This is a genomic window from Chryseobacterium sp. Tr-659 (assembly GCF_011752975.1).
In the GTDB taxonomy this organism is placed as follows: domain Bacteria; phylum Bacteroidota; class Bacteroidia; order Flavobacteriales; family Weeksellaceae; genus Chryseobacterium.
In genome coordinates, this window is the sequence record NZ_VWWP01000007.1 from 231,184 (window position 1) to 250,572 (window position 19,389).

Below are 19,389 nucleotides of genomic sequence, written 5' to 3' on the forward strand. Positions count from 1 at the left end.
CTATTGTATTTATGATTAGAATTTCATGTTGATATTTACCCCAAAACTTCTTGTTGCCGGAGTTTGAAGCTGATCCATCCCTGAATCCGGATCTACATTTTTAATGGCAGAAGCCAGCCAAAGGTTTCTTCCGATCAAGGAAATACTCGCCGAAGACAAATTCAGTTTTTTTGCAAAAGATTTTTCGAAATTGTAGGTAAGCGTTACTTCTCTTAATTTGATAAAGGTCTGTTTGTAGTAATGATAATTACTTTCAAAGGCATTGCTTGTAGTTTGCATATAGCCATTATAATTTACCGCAACATCATTAGGAACAAAAACACGGGTATCTGATTTTACATTACCATTCTGATCATAAGTAATAGATCCGCTTACCACTCTCACTCCCGGAGCAACATACGTATTATGTCCTGCGTTTGCATCGTCTCTGTATTGGTTGACGGTTCCCGGTGCAATCCCACCCCACCACATTTTCTGATTGGTGGTAGAATACATTGTCCCTCCGATTCGCCCGTCAAATAATAAAGAGAGTGAAAAATTGCGATAACTAAAATTATGGGAAAAGCCATACGTCCAGTCCGGATCCGAATAGCCCATTTTGCTTTCAAAAGGGGCTGTAGAATTGACAGGATATCCATTTTTCAGCACCAGCTGACCATCTGGAGAAGTTTCATAAGGCATAGCCGTAAGTTTATCCATCCTTTCTCCTACCTTCACATAGTTTTCTCTACCATTTGCAGGGTTATAAACCATAGCATAATCTCTGCCTCCGTAACCTTCCTTCAAATATTTACGATATCTGCTCAAATTAAGCTGAGAACTCCATGTAAAATTTGAATGTTTGATAATATCTCCATTCAATGTAATTTCTATTCCTTTTCTTTCATATTTATTCCCATTGGTAAGGTAATATTTATAACCTACTCCCTCCGACAAAGGAATTTTCGCCAGATTGTTATAATCACTGGTTTGATAATAAGCAACATCCAGACTGATTCTGTTTTTGAGAAATCCTAAATTGGTTCCTACTTCCCATGAATCTACTGTTTCAGGCTTTATATTTCCATTAATCAGCTTATCACCGAAATAAAATGAGGATTGCCCGTTCCAGTTAATATTACTTTTTTCAAAAGCTGTAATATAGCCATAAGTATCATCCGCTATTTTTCCTGTAGAAACCTGGGCAAAAGAACCTCTTAATTTGGCAAAATTAATCCACGCCGGAAGGTTCAACAGCTGGTTCAACAATAAAGATCCTGAAATAGACGGGTAGAAATATTCATTATTGCCTTTAGGAAGGGTGGAAACTTTATCATAACGTGCTGTCATGTTCAGAAAGAATGTTTTGTAGAATTCCATATCCACATAACCATATACACTATTTATCTGTTCATATTCTTTTCTGTTTCTGCTGCCATCTGTTGGAGCAAATAATGGACCTATGCTATTAAAAAGGTTATACCATCCCGGTGTAACCAGACCGTCAGTTCGTATTTCACTATTTTTAAGTTCTCTGTAATAATTTGAGACATACATCTCGCCACTTAATGTAAAATTATCAGAATAATGGTTTTGATATTTAAGACCTAATTCTGAAGTGATATCAAAATAATTTCCGTTCACCTGGGTATAATTCCCCAGTGATTTATTACCATATCCAATATAACTTTTAGGTTCCCTGAATTCACGGTTTAAACTATATATATTAGCTCCTACACGAGCTTTGGCAGATAAATTCGGGACAATCTTGTATTCCACATTAACATTTCCCAAGATATTATCTTTATAGTAGGGTCTCAGGTATTCATATGCCTGAAAATAGGGATTGTTATAATAAGACACATTATAATGTCTTTGCTGATAACCTTCTTTTCCTGCTACCCAGTAATTTCTCAGGTCTCTGATATCTACATCCGCCCCAGTCCATAACACCAGATTGTACAGATAATTTGTTGGTCCATAACCTACTTCCGGGAAATTGGAGGTATATTCTTTGTTATACGTTAAAGTTGAATTAATCATAAGGTCCTTAATAGGATTTACGGACCCTGCTAAGCTGATGGATGTTGTTTTCAAATTGGTATTCGGAACAATTCCTTTCTGGTAAATATTAGAAAAGGAAAGCCTGAAAGTTGCCTTTTCACTCCCCCAATCCACACTTACATTATTTGACTGAATGATCCCGGTATCGAAGAAATTTTTAATATTATCCTTACCGCGGGAGATCCAAGGTAGCGGAACCAACTTTCCCGTTACTGGGTCTACAGGACTGTTGTATTGTGGCGTTTCAAAATATCCGCTGGGTGTAGTAGGATCTTTCTGATCTAGTTTTGGTCCCCAGATCCAACCTCCACCTTCACTTCCGGAACCTTCTCCGTTAATATAGGCATACTTTCCATTATTCCCGGCACCATATACGGTCTGAACTTTCGGGATACGAATAAAAGAGGTCTGAAACATTGTAGAATTGTTAAAGGAAACCGTCATTTTTCCTTTTTTCCCTTTCTTAGTGGTAATCATGATGGCTCCGTCCTTCCCTACAGACCCGTACAATGCAGAAGCAGTAGGACCTTTTAATACACTGATATTGTCCACATCATCAGCATTTACCCTCCATAAATCAGCTGTTCTGTCCGGTACTCCGTCAATAACAATAAGAGGTTTTGCTCCCCTCAGATTAATTCCCGGATCCTGAAAAAGATCAGTGCTGTTTTTAATATTCAATCCGGCAACACGTCCGGAAAGTGAATTGATAAAGTTAGGTTCTTTTGCTTTCTCAAAAACATCTCCTTTTACTTCCTGAACTGCGTAACCTATTGCTTTCTTTTCTTTTTTGATTCCCAAAGCTGTAATAACAACCTCGTCAATTTTTTTTTCATGAGCCTTTAAGGTATCAGTACCTTCTATTTTCGGTATCTTTTGGCCATAAGCTTCCCAGCTGACGACTAAGCCCAGCCCAATTAATAATTGTAATTTCATGAGTAAATTCCTTTATTTAGTAGATTTATTGATCCAGGTATTCAGAAAACCCTCTTTGGTTTTCAGTACAATTTTATAGATATCAGAATGCCTGGTCTTCATTTTAAAAGTAAATCGACCACTATTGAGCTTGGTCTTACCCAGTAACTGATAGGAATCCGTACCTCCATTTTTGAAATTATTGGTATCTGCTATATACACTTCTGCCCATTCAGTGGAAGGGTGAGTTGTTTTCCAGGTTACCTCGAGTACTTGATCGGATAATAGCTCAGCTTTCAGATGATAAGCTGTTCTATTGTTAAGTAAATCTATACCATCTATTTCCTGCTGAACCGTTACAGGTATCTTCAGATCCAGGAAATTAGTTATTGTAGGCAATATATCCGTAACTGCTACACGATTGTTTTTCGCATATGCATTAATATTGGGTTTATTGATAGCAATCCATGTATTTCGCTCTCTTTCGCTTTGTCCACCATGTCCTTTTCCATTGCTTGCAGATCTGCCATGATCGGTAGTAACCACAAATAACCAGTCTTCACCATATTTTGCTTCACGCTCCTTTACAGCATCATATATTTTCCCGATAAGCCGGTCTTCGAAAGAAATAGCTTTATATAAAATCTCGCCATCTCCGTGACGATGTCCCATGTCATCAGTAAATTCTAAATATACCCACGATACGTCTGGAGCATTCTGTGTGATATAATCAACTGCTTTTCCTGCTACCAGGCTATCGATTTTACGGATATATACGCTTTGTTTATCGTGTGGAAAATTCAATGTATCTTTTTCCATTCCGTCATACGCAAAATCCATTTTAATCTTCTTTGTAGCTTCAAGATTTTCACCGATCAGTTTGGTCCGATTATCTTCCCATGTTGAAAATACAGCTGTTTTTTTGTTCGGGAACTGATCTTTTAAGAGTCTGAAAATGGTAGGATAGCTGTAATTAGGATTTTTGATATCATTGTCGTAGACATTATGCTTGTTGACCCAGGTTCCTGTCAACAGACTATTATACCCTACTGCCGAAATTGTTGGTGTTTCGCTATATCCTCCCTTCTCTCCGCCTACATAAGCTTTCAATAATGCTCCGTCTTTTTTAACTCTATTAAGGTTAGGAATTTCAGCTTTATTCAGCATATCTTCTGCAATACCATCTACGATAATAAAGACCACTTTTTTTTGTGATTGGTGGTTTTGGGCAAAGACACTGCAACTAAGAAATGAGAATAGAATAAGTAAAGAATTTTTTAGGAATTTCATCTGTTGTTTTTTTAATTCTGGCAAAAATCCATAAAAAACACCCATTAGCTTTTAATAAAACATTAATAAACTAACCCAAAGTATTAAGTTTAATTAAAATAAAATTCCCTTAATGTAAGAGGCTGCCTCATTTTTGAGACAGCCTCCTGTATATTTTAATGAATATGTTTCTCTGCGTGATAAGAACTTCTTACAAGAGGAGAACTTTCAACGTGCCTGAAGCCTAAGCTTCTTGCAAAATCACCGAACTCATCAAATTCTTCCGGTGTAATGAATTTTTTTACAGGAAGATGTTTTTTAGTCGGCTGTAAGTATTGTCCAAGCGTAATAACGTCTACATTAGCATTTCTAATGTCTTCGATAGTCTGGAAAACCTCATCTTTGGTTTCACCTAAACCAAGCATTACACCTGTTTTTGTTCTTCTTTGTCCGGCTTCTTTCAGATATCTTAATACTTCAAGACTTCTTTCATATTTTGCCTGAATTCTTACTTCTCTTGTCAGACGTTTTACTGTTTCCATATTGTGAGAGATCACTTCAGGAGCAACTTCTACTAATCTGTCAAGATGTTTTGTAATTCCCTGGAAATCCGGAATCAGAGTTTCCATGGTTGTTCCCGGAGAAATTCTTCTTACGGCATTTACGGTTTCTCCCCAAAGAATAGATCCCATATCTTTAAGATCGTCACGGTCTACAGAAGTAAGAACCGCATGTTTAATCTTCATTAATTTAATGGAACGGGCTACTTTTTCAGGTTCATCCCAGTTTACATCAAGCGGCTTTCCTGTTTTTACTCCACAGAATCCGCAGCTTCTTGTACAGATATTTCCAAGGATCATGAAAGTTGCAGTACCTTCTCCCCAACATTCTCCCATGTTCGGGCAGCTTCCGCTTTGACAGATGGTATTTAATTTATATTTATCAACCAAAGTTCTAAGCTCTCTGTAGTTCTTTCCTGTAGGAAGTTTTACACGGATCCACTTTGGTTTTTGAACGGTAGTATCTTGAACTAAATTTTCCATTTCTAAAATTGAAGTTCAAAGTTAAGGATTTTTTAATGGAAACCATCAACCGGAGAAATTGATGAAACTTATAATTCAAAATTTCTTAGACTAAGCTCTCTACTAATGAATAAACATAAAATACTCTGGCAGATCAAAGAGATCATGCAGATTTTTAATAATTTCCTGTAAAATGGGCTTTTGAGAAAATATCTTTTTGATTTAGTTTTCTAAGATCTAGTTATCATCGAATTCATTATTCTTCAATAATTCGGCTAAGACTTTTTTCGCTCGCATTACCCTTACTTTGGTATTGGCAACGGAGATCCCCAGCTCCTCAGCGATTTCTTTGATACTTTTTTCTTCAAAGAAACGCAGTTTGATAATGTCCTGATAATTGGCATCCAGAGATTCTATGGTTTTAATGATCTTTTTTTGTTCTTCTTCTGAAATAAGAAGTTCTTCCGGAGATTTTGCATACTGATTTTTAACCTCATCAAGATTTTCAACAGCATCTTCATTTTCTCGGTTTTTCTTTCTCCAAAAATCAATAACCGTATTTTGGGCAATGGTAAGTATCCAGGTTTTAAACTGAAAATGTGGATCAAACATATCCAACTTTGACAGTACTTTGGAAAAAACATTCACCGTAATCTCATCTGCATCATTTTCATCCCTAACTTTCTTCATAACGAATGAGAAAACATCCACCCAAAAAACATTGATGAGTTTAGTCTGGGCCTTCTGGTCTTTGTCCTTGGCCTTTTGGATGAGCAGGAATAGCTGTTCGTCGTTCATTAATAACAAATATAGATTATTTGGAGCGAAAAAGCAATGAAGTAAAATAGCAAAACGGTGAAAAAGCGAAAAGGCAAAATTGCTGATCAATAATTCTGCTTTTTTATCCTCTAATCTCTATAAATACGGCCTTGCTCATCTGCAGGGATTAAATACTATTTCACCTTTTCGCCCTCTTACCCCCCTTCCGTACATCAACTTTCTTCAAATACATCTATAAAAAACCGTTTCACAATTTTGCAGTTCCTCCTTTTTGCTTTTTCACCCTTAATACTTCTGAATTTACTATCTTTGCACGGTAAAATTTTAAAGTAAAAAATCAAATGAATTCCTTTATAGAAGAACTGAAATGGCGTGGTCTGTTTGCCGATATGATGCCAGGAACCGATGAACAACTGAATAAAGAGGTAACTACTGCATATATTGGTTTTGATCCTACTGCCGATTCTTTACATATCGGAAGTCTTATTCAGATAAAAATTCTAGCTCACTTTCAGCAGCATGGCCACAAGCCGATAGCTTTAGTGGGAGGTGCTACCGGGATGATCGGAGATCCGTCCGGAAAATCTGCAGAAAGAAACCTTTTGGATGAGGAAACTCTTTTACATTATGTTGACTGCCTGAAGAACCAGCTTTCAAAATTTTTGAATTTTGAGGGTAACGAGCCCAATCAAGCTGAACTGGTAAATAACTACGACTGGATGAAAAATATCTCTTTCCTTGATTTTGCTAAAAATATCGGGAAGAATATTACGGTTAACTATATGATGGCCAAAGATTCTGTGAAGAAAAGATTCTCAGGGGAAAGCGGTGCAGACGGAATGAGTTTTACGGAATTTACATATCAGTTAATTCAGGGATATGATTTTCTTCATTTATATCAGAACAACAATGTAAAGTTACAGATGGGAGGTTCTGATCAATGGGGAAATATCACAACAGGAACAGAACTGATCCGTAGAAAAGCTCAAGGTGAGGCCTTTGCATTAACGGTTCCTTTGATCACAAAAGCGGATGGTTCCAAATTCGGAAAATCTGAAAGTGGAGAAAACTACTGGCTCGATAAAAAGAAAACTTCTCCATACAAATTCTACCAGTTCTGGTTAAATGCTACGGATGAGGATGCTGAAAGGTTCATCAAATTCTATACTTTCCTTGGAAAAGAGGAGATTGAAGCTTTAATTGAAGAACACAAAACAGCTCCACACGAAAGAAAGCTGCAAAAGAAACTGGCTGAAGAGGTAACGATTTGGGTACATGGAAGAGAGGAATATGAAAAAGCTCTGAAAGCTTCTGAAATCCTTTTCGGACGTTCTACTGCTGAAGACCTTGTAAGCCTTGATGAAGCAACTTTCCTTGAGGTTTTTGATGGGGTTCCTCAGAAAGAAATTGCAAAAGCTGATGTATTAGGAGTGAATATTATTGATCTTCTTTCTGAAAAATCAGGTTTCTTAAAATCTAAAAGTGAGGCACAAAGGGAAATTAAGGGAAATTCAATTTCTGTAAATAAGCAAAAAGTAAATGATACTTTTATGGCTAATGAAACTGATCTTATTGACGGAAAATTCCTATTGCTTCAAAAAGGTAAAAAAAGCTACTTCATTGTAAAAGTTCAATAGACCGGATAATATTTCAACATATAAAAAAGACTGTCTCTGACAGTCTTTTTCATTTTGCTATAATAACAAAAGCCGTGACAATTTTCACGGCCAAATTGAGAAAGTTACCATTTTTTAAATGTCGTAAAATCATTTAAGGCAATAAAAAAAACTCTGAAAAAAACTGATTAGTATTAAAAACTTTATTGAAATATAGTTAGAATTTATAAGTAACACCACCTTTTCCTCCTGAAGCAACAGATCCACCTCCTAATTCTACATGCACGGCAAGATTTTTAGTAAAAAAATATCTTCCGCCTACCTGTCCTGCGAAACCTATTCCCGAAGATTTCCCGTCATAGTAGTCATAATCAGATCCTTTATATTTGTAGGAAAAGGAATTATAAGCTAAGGTTGCTCCTGCATAAAAATCCCATTTGTTTGGAATTTTAAGTAAAGTATTAAAATGATAATTTCCATTGATTCCTGCCCCGAACCATCTCCCTTTTATATCCCCATAATAGTTCTCCGTAGCATAACTTCCTTCAATACCTACTGTAATATCGTTATGAATTGCATAATCTACTCCTGCTGATATCGGAAGCCCCCATCCATTTGCCACCCCAATGTCTGCATTGATCTGGGCTTCACCTTTCTGTAATCTCTGGGCGTTTATACTTCCAAAAAGGGAAATCATTCCCAGCATAAAAATTCTTTTTTTCATTCTCTAGTTAATTTTCTGTATTCTTCTGTTCTGCAAAACTATCCGTGAATACAACAAAACACAACCCTTAAAAATCCGTATTTTTTTCTACTGATTTTTAGGTATTTTTCATCCGTATTTTTTTAATTATCTTCACATGTAATAAAAAAATAACCTGGCAACACTGAAAATCAAACTGATGAACAGATTACTTTGTCTTCTGTATATTTTAATCCACTTTACAGTAAAGGCTCAGGGCTTGTTTCCTCTTGATGAAAAAAGATATATTGACAGCCTGCAGCTTACTGTGAATAGCAATGTGAACAATCTTTCAAAAGCTAATGCCTACTTTCTTTTATCCAGTTATTATAAAAATATGGATACTGTTTTAAGCAAAGAGTATTTGGAAAATGGAAAAGCAGCAGGTGGAAAAGATCATTTTATTTCTGCAGTTTACTACTATTATGAAGGCCAATATTATCAGGATCAGAATAAAGAAAAAGCAACCGAGTCATTCCAAAAAGCTATTTCAATACTTTCTCAACTAAAAAATACCAAAGCTGATTTTTATTTGGGTTTATGCTGGTATCATTATGGAGTTTCACAGAAAAATAAACAAGGATATCCGTTCCTGATCAAAACTATGCTCGAAAAAAGCATTCCCATTGCTGAAAAAAATGGGGACAGTAAAATTCTGGGGTACTTATACACTCAGCTTGCCTTAATGCTTACTTATAATGCAGAATTTGAAAAAGCAGGAATCTACAATGAAAAAGCCCTCCGGATACTTGAAAAGAAAGCACCCCATTCTACCGAGTTATTTTATGCCTATCTTAATACAAACAGTAACTATTGTTATCAGGTAAAATGCAGCATAGGAAAGCAATTCCTAGATAAAGCAGGGAATATGATACGCCCTTATCAGAACTCTTCTTACAATACTTTTTATTATTTTAATAAAGCATTGTATTTTATTGGTAATCAAGATTATATACAAGCACTTCAGACCATTGAAAAAGGACTATCTTATGCTAAAAAATTCAATCAGAAACTACAAATACAAATGTTTTATTTTCACAAATATGACATTTTCAAAAAATTAAAAAGATATACGGAAGCCAAACAGCTTTTAGAAGAAATATTAGAGGAGAGGACACTTTCCAGAGATCTTAACAACAGAAAAACGATTTACAGCCATCTTTCTAACCTCAATGAAATTATGGGAAATCCTCAGGAGGCACTGGCGTGGGAGAAAAAATATTCCAAATTAAATGACAGCCTGAACGCTGAAAATGTTAAACTGGAAATCAATAAGCTGGAAACCAAATTTAATACTTCTGAGAAAGAGAAAAAAATAGCTTTCCTTAATTCTGAAAAAAATCAGAAACAGATGGAAGTTAATCAAAAGAACTCTTATTTGTGGGTACTGAGTCTTATTCTGTTATTATTTTTGAGTCTTTTGATCTTCTTATTCATCATTTACAGAAAAAATAAAAAATTATCCGAGCAAAAAGAAATCAACCTTCAGCAGAAGATTGAAGATATTAAACAAAAGGAAGAGCTATCGCTTACTAAAGCAATTCTTGATGGTGAAGAAAGAGAAAGGGAACGTATTGCAAGAGATCTGCATGATGGTCTGGGCGGAATGCTCGCCGGAGTTAAAATCAACTTTTCTACCTGGTCATCCAGTAATTTAGATTATGAAAAAGACAAGGATTTTTATAAGATTCTGAAGCAACTGGACGGTGCAGTGAGCGAACTCAGGCATGTAGCCCGAAATTTAATGCCGGAATCATTGCTTAATTTTGGTTTGGAAACCGCTCTACATGATCTGTGTGAATTTTATAACAGAAAAAATCTCGAAATTGATTTTCAGGCGATCAATATTGAAAAAGATCTGCCATTAAATATTCAGCTTAATATTTACAGAATCGTACAGGAGTTATTGGCTAATGCCGTAAAACATGCTCAAGCAAGCAATATTCTGTTACAATGTTCTCAATCCAGAGAAAATTTCCTGATCACGGTTGAGGATAATGGAAAAGGGTTCAATAAAGATATAGAAAAGACTACCAAAAGCCTGGGACTTCGTAATCTGAAAAACAGGGTTAATTATCTGAAGGGAAAGATGGAAATAACTTCTGACCATCAGGGGACTACAATTAATATAGAACTTAATATAAATGGAGAATGAAAAAATAAATATTGTCATCGTAGACGATCATCCTATCGTCATAGAAGGTCTGAGAATGATGTTGAACAGCCAACCATTTTTTAATGTGGCTGAAAGTTTCGTTTCCGGCTCCGAAACCATGAGCTATATCCGGTCTCATAAAGTTGATATCATACTTCTGGATATTGCTTTACCTGATGCCAATGGAACTGAACTCTGCAGGGAAATCAAAAAAATATCCCCGGAAACCTCCGTAATTATGTTCAGTAACCGTTCTGAACGAAGCATTATTATGCAGTCTATACAAAACGGAGCGAGTGGATATCTGCTCAAGAATACTTCTATCAATGAATTGGTGATATGTATCAAAGGAGCTCTTTCCGGAGACATTGTTTTCTGTAACGAAACCAAACAGATTATCAGCCGTCCTTCTCAAAATGATGTTCCAATTCCGAGGCTTACCAAACGGGAAAAACAAATTCTCCAGCTGGTAGCTCAGGGAAAAACCAGCAATATAATTGCAGAAGAACTTTTTTTGAGTCCCCTCACTGTGGATACTCATCGTAAAAATTTATTGCAGAAGTTCCATGCGAAAAATTCAACAGAGCTTATCAACCGGGCAGTGCAACAACGCTTGATTGAGGAATAAAAAAACCGCTTGAAAAAGCGGTTTCATTTTATATAAATTAATTAATTTTATGGCTCTAAGAAGCTATAATCAATAGAAGCTACTAATACTCCTTTTCCTTTTTTCTTAACGGTTCTTACCACTTCTCCGTCAATATAAAGATTGATCGTCAATTCTGAATTATCATCCGGCATTGATGCATTCGCGTCAAGGTTTAGCTGTGCCTGGCTGGAGTTCACAAAGAATTCTCCACTTGTCCAGGGTGACTTTAAAGGGGTTTGTGTTGTATTGTACATTGTATTCTGAACAGTTCCTACTTGCGTCACAATACTGATGATATCAGCTCCGGCAGTTGTTTTTACTTCAAATTGAACAACGTGATCTTTAAAGTCTTCGTCGTCATCTTTTTTACAAGAATTTACAACGGTAATCACAGAAAATAATAAAACGAATAAAAAAGAAAGTCTAAGTAAACTTTTTGAATTGTAAAATTGCTTCATTTCTCCAAATAGATTTTTTAATGTTTCAAATATAAGTTTTTTATTAATATAAAAATAACTTTTATGAAAAATTTCCAATAAAGATTTGCAAACACTATCAAATTAACAAAAAACAGAAATCACTCTTAAAATCCAATTATATACTCCAAATAATCAATCATTAAACATAAAGCACCGTGAGCCTCAAGTTCTTTATACGAATAATAAAACTTAGAATCCTGAATGTAATTTATTAATTATATTTGCTGTATGAATTTAGATTACCTAGTAAGAGAGCCGGAAAATATTACCCCAAATACCCCTATTCTTTTTATGCTTCACGGCTATGGCAGCAATGAGCAGGATCTTTTCAGTTTCAGAGAAACTCTTCCCAATGACTGGATTATTGTAAGCTTCAGAGCTCCTCATGATACCCAATTTGAAGGATATTCATGGTATGATATCAACTTCAATGATCCTGAAAACTTTATTGATTTACCTCAGGCTAAAGAATCTCTAAATGCTGTATTAGAAAGCATCCTGAAGATCATCAACCATTATGGTCTTACGGAGAGTAAAACACATTTATGCGGCTTCAGCCAGGGAGGAATATTGTGTTATTCACTAGCCTTAAAATATCCTGAACTGTTTAACTACGTTGCATGTCTCAGCAGTTATCCTGAAGATAAGCTCCTTGACGGTATGATCAAAGATAAAAAGAAACTGGAGGGACTTCGTTTCTTTGTTTCACATGGTACAGATGATGCAGTTATTCCTTTAGAATGGGCAAGAAAAGGTGCTGAACTTCTTTATGATCTTGGCTGCTATTTTACTTTCAGAGAATATATGAGCGGGCATGGTGTTAATCAGAAAAATTATATGGATTTAATGGATTTTTTTTCTAAATAAACGGAACTTCCATTTGAATTAAATTCACAACATACCACTCAATTTATTGTAGTTTATACAAACATTCCTGTATTTGGAATGTTTTTTTATTATCATATCTATAATTTCACTAAATTCAGTAAATGAAATTTAAATTTCTTTTACTAGGATTTTTTTTAAGCGTTTTTGTGAATGCACAAAACTCTTTTGAACTGATTAATACCAAAAAAGCAGTTATTCCTTTTCAGTTTATCAACAACCTTATCTTTATCCCTATCAATGTAAATGGTGTTGATCTCACGTTTCTGTTGGATACCGGTGTTTCGGAAACTATTCTTTTCAGCCTCGAAAATAAAGAACTGAAGCTTGAAAATGTAGAAAAAGTTAAGTTTTCCGGGCTTGGAGGAAGCTTAAGCATTGACGGTTTAAAGGCAGATCGTAATCTGGGCAAAATAGGGGATGTTATTATTAACACCTCAATGTCTCTCTATATTATTATTGATGAGGAGTTTAATATTTCTTCTCATGTCGGAATTCCTGTGAATGGAGTGATCGGATACCATTTTTTCAAAGATCATCTTGTTTACATTGATTATCTGACAAAAAAATTAACCGTTTATGAAAATCCGGATCTTTTAAAAAAGAAACTAAGAAAATTTGAAGAAATTCCTATTACAATAGAAAGAGACAAACCCTATCTTCATGCCGATGTGGAAATGACTAATGAAAAGAAAGAGTCAAAGCTGTTGATTGATCTTGGAAATAGTGATGCGCTATGGCTATTCCCTACTCTCATTAAAAATTTTGTTTATAACAGACCTAATATTGATGATTTTCTGGGACGCGGCTTCAATGGAGATATTTACGGTAAAAGAAGCCGTATCCATAATTTTTATGTTGGAAGTTTTAAATTTGAAAAACCCCTTACGGCTATGCCTGATGAATTTTCTATCCAACACGTCAATCTAGTGGAAAACAGGAAAGGTTCTGTAGGCAGTGAAATCATGCGGCGGTTTGCAGTAGTTTTTGATTATCCCAATAAAAAGTTATATTTGAAGAAAAACAGACATTTTGATGATCCTTTTCACTTTAATATGAGTGGACTGGATTTCAGGCAGGACGGATTAGAATGGGAGCAGGACAGGGTAAAAATTGAAACTAAAAATTCATCTGTTGCCATAAATGAATTCAGCGCATTTCAATATAAATTCAGTTTAAAACCTATATTTTCTATTGCCGGAGTAAGGAAAGATTCTCCTGCTTATGAAGCCGGCCTGAAAAAAGATGATAGAATCCTCAGTATTAACGGAGCCAAAACTTCGGATATGACACTGGAAAAAATAGTGGAACTCATGAAATCTAATGAAGGACGAACAATCACTATGGTTGTTCAAAGAAAAAACCAGGAGCTTACTTTAAGCTTCACGCTGGAAGATCCAATTCCTTATCAAGAATAAAGTGTATGAAAACTGAAGAAACCACATTAGACAGAATAAGAACCCGCCCAAGGTTCAAAATGTTTACGCATCTTACTAAGGAAGAATATGCTGACAATCTAAAGCAATATCTCACTGGGCATAAAGATGAGTTTGCAGGCAACATCAACAAAGAAGTTGCTACCATCTGGGTGGAAACAGAATATGACAGTTACTGGAAACCCCGCCTTGCCTTACGGGTAGAAATTGAAGACGAACACACCGTAATACGCGGAGTATTTGGCCCCAGCTCTGCAGTGTGGACATTTTTTATGTTCCTCTATTTTTCTTTCTCCATACTCTGGATGACGTTCTTCACCATGTACTATGTGGAAAAACAAATAAAAAGCGCTGAATACCCGTGGGCACTGAGCGCTTCTTTTGTAATGTTATTTTTTATTCTGCTTACTTATATTGCTGCAAGATTCGGGCAGCATAAAGGCAAAGACGAAATGCTTAAACTGAGAAAGTTTGCTGAAGAATCTACTTTGCAGTTTGAAAAGAAAATTAATTAGCAGGAAATTCCGCAGGCTTTTCATTCTGAACCGGTACAGCCGAAGCTTTTGCCATCTTAATGGAGTCTACTACTTTTTCTCTGTTACTCTGCTCTTTCAGCATTTTCGGAACCTCCGGCTCCAGAAGTTTTGTAAGTTCTTCAACAGAAATATTGTTGGCATTCGGATCATCCAGAAGTTTTCTCCAGGGCTTTCTTCCTCCCCATTTATAGTCTCCGAATACCATTACTGCAGTACCTCTTGCTTTTGTAGTGGCCCCACCCGGATTCAGTATCCAGGTATCTGCATAAGAGTACAGCCATTGTGCATCTTTTCTCAATAATCGCAGACAAGAGTGTGAGGCAGGATATCCGGGAAGTGTGTATTCATGCCACCCGATACCGCCAATATTATGGATATTAAAATTATAAGGAAGTTTCCACTCACTGCTTACCGTAGAGATTGCCAGTTTCTTTTTCCAGTTGGCAAAAGTAAGTCCTCTTGTTGTCTGAGCTGCTTTTTTACCCATACTGGTTGGCCCCCATCTTACAAGACTTCCATTGGAATACACTCCAAAAGCCTGTATCGGGTATGAAAAGATCACAAATTTCTTCACACCACTTAATACATCCAGCTGCATCGGAAACGGAGAATAAGCCATAAGTGTAGTGTCTATTTTTGCAGGAACTACCAGAGTATCCGCATTCCATTTACTTTTAGAATCCAGTCTGTTTAAAGCCAGAATAGCCGTACGTTCTTCTACACTGTATTTTTTACTATATTCAGAATAGATGGAATCACGCATCTTCTTATCTTTTGGAAGAACAAAAGCATTATAAAACCCATTCTCCTGCATTACCGGCGGAACAGATTCTTTCTTCACCACAGGTACGGAGTCTTTCTTCACAGAGTCTTTTTCTGCTTCCGGTGTTTCTGAAGCAGAGACAGTATCTTTAAAAGTATCGCTTATTTTTTCTATTTCTTTTTTACAGGAAACTAGGAAAACTGCACACAAGCACGCGTATAGAAATGATTTTTTCACAGATATGTTCTTCATAAATAAATCGGTCATTTAGTTTGGCTACCCAGTACAAATATCAGACCTAAAATTGAATCCTAAAAGACATTATTAAAAATACCGTAAAAAAACGGAATTTTCATTATGATAAATGAAGAGTAACTGATCAGTTTATCCTCTTTAATGATTGATTTCATTATAAAGAACAATATATCTGTTATAATGATATATCCAGAGCGCCCACCAAGGCAGAGCCATAATTAGAAAAATGAAAATTCCTTCACCAGACACTTCTCCATCCATAATTATTAAAAATGAATATAAAGACACAATAAACGGAACCAAAAACCAAGTCAATAGTACTTTCATTTTTCCCTGAAATGATTTTAAAATAGAAAAAAGACTGCAAAAAGAAAGTATACTTAATGAAAGTAATCCCAAAATGGCAAAGCCATATACCAAGCCACTCATATCACAATATCTCGGTGTTTCCCTGACTTCTTTTGTAAGACTCAAAAATATAATCAGAAAAATAACGGTAAGGATTGTAGATAACAGCCAGGTCTTAAGTATGGAAAGCAGGATAAATTTTCTTTTTGACATCAACTCATTGTTTACCCGCTAAAATAACCATAAAACATCAGCATACAAAAAATATGAACTGTATAGAAATAAAAAAGTCTTCTATTTCTAGAAGACTTTTTGCGATCCGGACGGGACTCGAACCCGCGACCTCCGCCGTGACAGGGCGGCATTCTAACCAGCTGAACTACCGGATCAATTTTTTTAAAAAGAAATTGAGAAAACTTCTGCGATCCGGACGGGACTCGAACCCGCGACCTCCGCCGTGACAGGGCGGCATTCTAACCAGCTGAACTACCGGATCAATTTTTTAAAAAGAAATTGAGAAAACTTCTGCGATCCGGACGGGACTCGAACCCGCGACCTCCGCCGTGACAGGGCGGCATTCTAACCAGCTGAACTACCGGATCAATTTTTTAAAAAGAAATTGAGAAAACTTCTGCGATCCGGACGGGACTCGAACCCGCGACCTCCGCCGTGACAGGGCGGCATTCTAACCAACTGAACTACCGGATCAAAAATGTAAAGAACTTCGTTTCTTTTTCGTGGTTGCAAAATTACACCTTTTTTTATTACCCACAAATTATTTTCAAAAAAAATGTCTCCCAATCATGGAAGACATTCATTATCAAACTTAATTTTTTATAAGTGAGCGCTTAATTTTTCAGCGATTACCTCTTTTGGAGCTACACCTACTAATTTGTCCACTACTTCTCCGTTCTTAAAGATAAGAACTGTAGGAATATTTCTGATACCATACTGCATAGAGATTTCCTGGTTGTTGTCCACGTCTACTTTTCCTACTACTGCTTTACCTTCAAAATCTGATGCTACTTCTTCGATGATTGGTCCTAAAGTTCTGCAAGGTCCGCACCATACTGCCCAGAAGTCTACTAATACCGGTTTATCTGATTTTAAAACCGTATCCTGAAATGAGCTGTCTGTAATTTCTAAAGCCATTTTTGTTTCTTTTATTTTAATTAATATTATTTTCTTTTTTGTCTTTTTCGGATGTTCAAAATTACGATTTTTAATGCATAAGACTATCTATGCTCAACATTAGTTTTTTCTATAGTGTAATCTTTTGAAATTTCCTTTAAAGCGTTTACCAGTGTATCGATTTCTGCTTTTGTAGTCATATGGCTGAAAGAAATACGTAATGGTGTACAATGATCCATTTCATCCTCAGAAAGTACCATCATCATTACCATTGAAGGCTTTGAGGCTCCGGACGAGCATGCACTTCCTTGAGAAATAGCAATCCCTTTCATATCCAGCTGAAGTCCTATTAATGGGTTTTTATAAGGCAATAAGGCACTTAACACGGTATAAAGACTGTTCTCCTTCTCAGCGCTTCTTCCATTGAATTTTATTCCTTCTATCTCGGCAGATAGTCTTTCGATCGCATAATCTTTAATTTCCTGCATATGATTGGTATAGGCTTCCATATGATTAAGAGAAAGCTCCAATGCCTTACCAAGTCCTACAATACCACAAACATTTTCAGTTCCTGCTCTTAGGCTTCTTTCCTGAGGTCCTCCGGTAATGATTCCTTTCATACCTGTTGCTTTTCTGATGAAGGCAAAACCAGCTCCTTTCGGGCCATGAAATTTATGGGCACTGCAAGAAGCGAAGTCTACAGGAATATCAGAGAAATCAAGATTCATGTGAGCCATTGTCTGTACCGTATCCGAGTGGAAAAGAGCGTTATGCTCTTTGCAAAGTTCTGCAACATTCTTAAGATTAATGATGTTCCCGATCTCGTTGTTGGCATGCATTAAGCTTACCAGTGTTTTTTTATCTGAAGCTTTTAATAATTCTTCTAATTTATTAAGATCAATATCTCCTTTTTCATTGGGACGGATATAATTTACTTCTACTCCTTTTCTGTTTTTCATATCCAGAATACTTTCAGACACGCATTTGTGTTCTAAAGGAGAGCTGATGATTCTTTCTACTCCAAGGTGTTCTACTGCAGATTTGATGATCATGTTGTTTGATTCGGTTCCACAGGAAGTGAAAATGATTTCAGCAGGAGTTACATGAAGATAGTCTGCAACCTGTCTTCTTACATTTTCAATAAGGATCTTTGCTTCTTGTCCGAAGCTATGCGTTGAAGACGGGTTTCCGAAATTCATCTTCATAGTGCCCACCATTGCATCTATAACTTCTTCTGCAAGCGGAGTGGTTGCGGCATTATCTAAATATACTTTATCCATTATTATTTTGAATATTTTAATTCTACGGAGGAAAACTGGTAATCTGAAGGGACTGTAAATATAAACCAAGGGCTGGAAATAACCTGAATTTCCATTCCTCCGGATGGTTCACCGGCAGGAACTTCCACATACAGTATATTATTCTTCAAAGCAGTTCCTTTAATCTCTCTGATCTGGTGGCTTCCTGATCTGAAAGTTCCCAGATTATACAGGACCACTTTTTTGTCTTTCGGGAATTTCGGATAGCTGACGTTCGGAGCATCTTTTCCTAAGTCTACAATTCCAAAACTTCCACGGATTACGTTACGAAAATCCTTTTCATCTTTGATGATTCTAAAGCCGGGTGTTTCCGCTCCTCCCTGTGATTCAGAAACAAGGAGCTCTGCACTATTCTGCATAGCAACTGACTTTTGAGATGGTGCGCCTGCACAGCTCATAAAGATTGCTGCACATGTTATCAACAGGCTTTTCATTTTTTACAATTTTATCTCCCAAAATTAATGAAAAAATTGGTAATGTCCCTCATTTGCCCACTTCAACATTGGCCGATCTCCGGAAGTATCACCAAATGCGATAATTTTATCGTACCTGGAATCATTGATTTCTTCTTTAATTCTCACCAGTTTTTCTTTTCCGTTACAATTTTTCCCGACAAAATTGCCTGTAAAAATCCCGTTTTTAAACTCTGCCCGCGTAGAAACAAGCTCCATTTTCAGTTCTTCAGCAAATGGCTTCACCCAGATATCCAGTGAGGCTGTCACCAATAAGCTTTGTGTATTATTCCTATCGATATTTTTAATAAAGTCTAAGGCATTCTCCCTTACAATTTTAGGATAATGCAATTCAAAGAATTGTTTGGATTTCAGTTCAATTTTTTCCTGGGTTTGTCCTTTTAAAATAGAACCGATAAAACTTTTCTTTACCTTTTCTGTTTCTGCCAGTTTAAGTTTCAGCAGAATAAAGAGAGGTACATGTCTTAAAAATTGTATACGGTATTTTGTAGAATCGTAGAATTTAAGATACATAAACATGGTATCCTTATACGTTAGGGTTCCGTCAAAATCAAAACAATACAATTTTTTCAT

General features: G+C 36.1%; 18 protein-coding genes and 4 tRNA genes. 6 read left to right on the forward strand and 16 right to left on the reverse strand.

The genetic code is table 11. The features are described 5' to 3' along the window. Window positions 1–15: 15 nt before the first annotated feature. The 4 genes from F3J23_RS15925 to F3J23_RS15940 all read right to left on the reverse strand — a co-directional run bounded on the left by F3J23_RS15925 (window position 16) and on the right by F3J23_RS15940 (window position 6,047). The gene (locus F3J23_RS15925) at window positions 16–2,979 is read right to left on the reverse strand and encodes a SusC/RagA family TonB-linked outer membrane protein (RefSeq protein ID WP_167031177.1); all 2,964 of its coding nucleotides are present in this window, start codon (window positions 2,977–2,979) and stop codon (window positions 16–18) included. A 12-nt stretch (window positions 2,980–2,991) separates the two neighbouring features. Beyond that, on the reverse strand, window positions 2,992–4,248 hold the full coding sequence (locus F3J23_RS15930; protein WP_167031180.1) for an alkaline phosphatase family protein: 1,257 nt from the start codon (window positions 4,246–4,248) through the stop codon (window positions 2,992–2,994). 155 nt (window positions 4,249–4,403) lie between these two features. After that, window positions 4,404–5,270: a lipoyl synthase gene (lipA, locus tag F3J23_RS15935; protein WP_160139755.1), complete on the reverse strand. Its 867-nt coding sequence runs from the start codon at window positions 5,268–5,270 to the stop codon at window positions 4,404–4,406. Window positions 5,271–5,486: 216 nt separating this feature from the next. Continuing rightward, on the reverse strand, window positions 5,487–6,047 hold the full coding sequence (locus tag F3J23_RS15940; RefSeq protein WP_047420407.1) for an RNA polymerase sigma factor: 561 nt from the start codon (window positions 6,045–6,047) through the stop codon (window positions 5,487–5,489). A 323-nt stretch (window positions 6,048–6,370) separates the two neighbouring features. On the opposite strand from F3J23_RS15940, the gene tyrS reads away from it, so the two are divergent. Next, window positions 6,371–7,666, forward strand: a complete 1,296-nt coding sequence (tyrS, locus tag F3J23_RS15945; RefSeq protein WP_167031183.1) for a tyrosine--tRNA ligase — start codon at window positions 6,371–6,373, stop codon at window positions 7,664–7,666. A 196-nt stretch (window positions 7,667–7,862) separates the two neighbouring features. On the opposite strand, the gene F3J23_RS15950 is transcribed toward tyrS, so the two are convergent. Then, a complete protein-coding gene (locus F3J23_RS15950; protein ID WP_167031186.1) occupies window positions 7,863–8,369 on the reverse strand; it encodes an outer membrane protein in 507 nt (168 codons plus the stop codon). A gap of 178 nt (window positions 8,370–8,547) precedes the next feature. Between F3J23_RS15950 and F3J23_RS15955 the strand changes: the two genes are divergently transcribed. Together F3J23_RS15955 and F3J23_RS15960 are read left to right on the forward strand one after the other, a co-directional pair. After that, entirely contained in the window at window positions 8,548–10,542 is a 1,995-nt protein-coding gene (locus F3J23_RS15955; RefSeq protein ID WP_167031191.1) for a sensor histidine kinase, read from the forward strand. Then, a complete protein-coding gene (locus F3J23_RS15960; protein WP_167031194.1) occupies window positions 10,532–11,170 on the forward strand; it encodes a response regulator in 639 nt (212 codons plus the stop codon). The genes F3J23_RS15955 and F3J23_RS15960 overlap by 11 nt, the downstream gene beginning before the upstream one ends. A 47-nt stretch (window positions 11,171–11,217) precedes the next feature. On the opposite strand, the gene F3J23_RS15965 is transcribed toward F3J23_RS15960, so the two are convergent. Beyond that, window positions 11,218–11,649, reverse strand: a complete 432-nt coding sequence (locus tag F3J23_RS15965) for a hypothetical protein (RefSeq protein WP_228455359.1) — start codon at window positions 11,647–11,649, stop codon at window positions 11,218–11,220. A 249-nt stretch (window positions 11,650–11,898) separates the two neighbouring features. On the opposite strand from F3J23_RS15965, the gene F3J23_RS15970 reads away from it, so the two are divergent. The 3 genes from F3J23_RS15970 to F3J23_RS15980 all read left to right on the forward strand — a co-directional run bounded on the left by F3J23_RS15970 (window position 11,899) and on the right by F3J23_RS15980 (window position 14,506). Then, window positions 11,899–12,537 carry an alpha/beta hydrolase gene (locus F3J23_RS15970; protein WP_167031200.1) on the forward strand — a complete coding sequence of 213 codons (639 nt, stop codon included), beginning with the start codon at window positions 11,899–11,901 and terminating at the stop codon, window positions 12,535–12,537. Window positions 12,538–12,659: 122 nt separating this feature from the next. Continuing rightward, entirely contained in the window at window positions 12,660–13,973 is a 1,314-nt protein-coding gene (locus F3J23_RS15975) for a retropepsin-like aspartic protease (protein WP_167031203.1), read from the forward strand. Window positions 13,974–13,978: 5 nt separating this feature from the next. Next, window positions 13,979–14,506, forward strand: coding sequence for a hypothetical protein (locus F3J23_RS15980; protein ID WP_167031206.1), 528 nt, complete (start codon window positions 13,979–13,981; stop codon window positions 14,504–14,506). Here the strand turns inward: F3J23_RS15980 and F3J23_RS15985 are convergent. From F3J23_RS15985 to F3J23_RS16030, 10 genes are all read right to left on the reverse strand, one after another. Continuing rightward, complete coding sequence (locus F3J23_RS15985; protein WP_185156468.1) at window positions 14,499–15,542, reverse strand: L,D-transpeptidase; 1,044 nt, start codon at window positions 15,540–15,542, stop codon at window positions 14,499–14,501. The two genes, F3J23_RS15980 and F3J23_RS15985, sit on opposite strands and share 8 nt — an antisense overlap. 141 nt (window positions 15,543–15,683) lie before the next feature. Continuing rightward, window positions 15,684–16,106, reverse strand: coding sequence for a hypothetical protein (locus tag F3J23_RS15990; protein ID WP_167031209.1), 423 nt, complete (start codon window positions 16,104–16,106; stop codon window positions 15,684–15,686). Window positions 16,107–16,208: 102 nt separating this feature from the next. Beyond that, a tRNA-Asp gene (locus F3J23_RS15995) sits at window positions 16,209–16,282 on the reverse strand. 33 nt (window positions 16,283–16,315) lie between these two features. Then, window positions 16,316–16,389, reverse strand: a tRNA-Asp gene (locus tag F3J23_RS16000). A 32-nt stretch (window positions 16,390–16,421) separates the two neighbouring features. Then, a tRNA-Asp gene (locus F3J23_RS16005) sits at window positions 16,422–16,495 on the reverse strand. Window positions 16,496–16,527: 32 nt separating this feature from the next. Then, window positions 16,528–16,601 (reverse strand) — tRNA-Asp (locus tag F3J23_RS16010). 126 nt (window positions 16,602–16,727) lie between these two features. Then, a complete protein-coding gene (gene trxA, locus F3J23_RS16015) occupies window positions 16,728–17,045 on the reverse strand; it encodes a thioredoxin (protein ID WP_027374941.1) in 318 nt (105 codons plus the stop codon). Window positions 17,046–17,128: 83 nt separating this feature from the next. Then, the gene (locus F3J23_RS16020; RefSeq protein ID WP_167031211.1) at window positions 17,129–18,304 is read right to left on the reverse strand and encodes a cysteine desulfurase family protein; all 1,176 of its coding nucleotides are present in this window, start codon (window positions 18,302–18,304) and stop codon (window positions 17,129–17,131) included. Window positions 18,305–18,306: 2 nt separating this feature from the next. Continuing rightward, window positions 18,307–18,777 carry a hypothetical protein gene (locus F3J23_RS16025; RefSeq protein WP_167031214.1) on the reverse strand — a complete coding sequence of 157 codons (471 nt, stop codon included), beginning with the start codon at window positions 18,775–18,777 and terminating at the stop codon, window positions 18,307–18,309. 24 nt (window positions 18,778–18,801) lie between these two features. After that, window positions 18,802–19,389 carry an HAD family hydrolase gene (locus F3J23_RS16030; RefSeq protein WP_167031217.1) on the reverse strand — a complete coding sequence of 196 codons (588 nt, stop codon included), beginning with the start codon at window positions 19,387–19,389 and terminating at the stop codon, window positions 18,802–18,804.

Excerpts from the sequence above, each read along its gene's own strand:
- F3J23_RS15930 (WP_167031180.1), bottom strand. The coding sequence starts at position 4,248 with ATGAAATTCCTAAAAAATTCTTTACTTATTCTATTCTCATTTCTTAGT.
- F3J23_RS16020 (WP_167031211.1), bottom strand. The coding sequence starts at position 18,304 with ATGGATAAAGTATATTTAGATAATGCCGCAACCACTCCGCTTGCAGAA.
- F3J23_RS15940 (WP_047420407.1), bottom strand. The coding sequence starts at position 6,047 with ATGAACGACGAACAGCTATTCCTGCTCATCCAAAAGGCCAAGGACAAA.
- F3J23_RS15925 (WP_167031177.1), bottom strand. The coding sequence starts at position 2,979 with ATGAAATTACAATTATTAATTGGGCTGGGCTTAGTCGTCAGCTGGGAA.
- trxA (WP_027374941.1), bottom strand. The coding sequence starts at position 17,045 with ATGGCTTTAGAAATTACAGACAGCTCATTTCAGGATACGGTTTTAAAA.
- F3J23_RS15990 (WP_167031209.1), bottom strand. The coding sequence starts at position 16,106 with ATGTCAAAAAGAAAATTTATCCTGCTTTCCATACTTAAGACCTGGCTG.
- F3J23_RS16030 (WP_167031217.1), bottom strand. The coding sequence starts at position 19,389 with ATGAAAAAATTGTATTGTTTTGATTTTGACGGAACCCTAACGTATAAG.
- F3J23_RS15980 (WP_167031206.1), top strand. The coding sequence starts at position 13,979 with ATGAAAACTGAAGAAACCACATTAGACAGAATAAGAACCCGCCCAAGG.
- F3J23_RS15960 (WP_167031194.1), top strand. The coding sequence starts at position 10,532 with ATGGAGAATGAAAAAATAAATATTGTCATCGTAGACGATCATCCTATC.
- F3J23_RS15970 (WP_167031200.1), top strand. The coding sequence starts at position 11,899 with ATGAATTTAGATTACCTAGTAAGAGAGCCGGAAAATATTACCCCAAAT.
- F3J23_RS16025 (WP_167031214.1), bottom strand. The coding sequence starts at position 18,777 with ATGAAAAGCCTGTTGATAACATGTGCAGCAATCTTTATGAGCTGTGCA.
- F3J23_RS15975 (WP_167031203.1), top strand. The coding sequence starts at position 12,660 with ATGAAATTTAAATTTCTTTTACTAGGATTTTTTTTAAGCGTTTTTGTG.
- F3J23_RS15985 (WP_185156468.1), bottom strand. The coding sequence starts at position 15,542 with ATGAAGAACATATCTGTGAAAAAATCATTTCTATACGCGTGCTTGTGT.
- F3J23_RS15955 (WP_167031191.1), top strand. The coding sequence starts at position 8,548 with ATGAACAGATTACTTTGTCTTCTGTATATTTTAATCCACTTTACAGTA.
- tyrS (WP_167031183.1), top strand. The coding sequence starts at position 6,371 with ATGAATTCCTTTATAGAAGAACTGAAATGGCGTGGTCTGTTTGCCGAT.
- F3J23_RS15950 (WP_167031186.1), bottom strand. The coding sequence starts at position 8,369 with ATGAAAAAAAGAATTTTTATGCTGGGAATGATTTCCCTTTTTGGAAGT.
- lipA (WP_160139755.1), bottom strand. The coding sequence starts at position 5,270 with ATGGAAAATTTAGTTCAAGATACTACCGTTCAAAAACCAAAGTGGATC.
- F3J23_RS15965 (WP_228455359.1), bottom strand. The coding sequence starts at position 11,649 with ATGAAGCAATTTTACAATTCAAAAAGTTTACTTAGACTTTCTTTTTTA.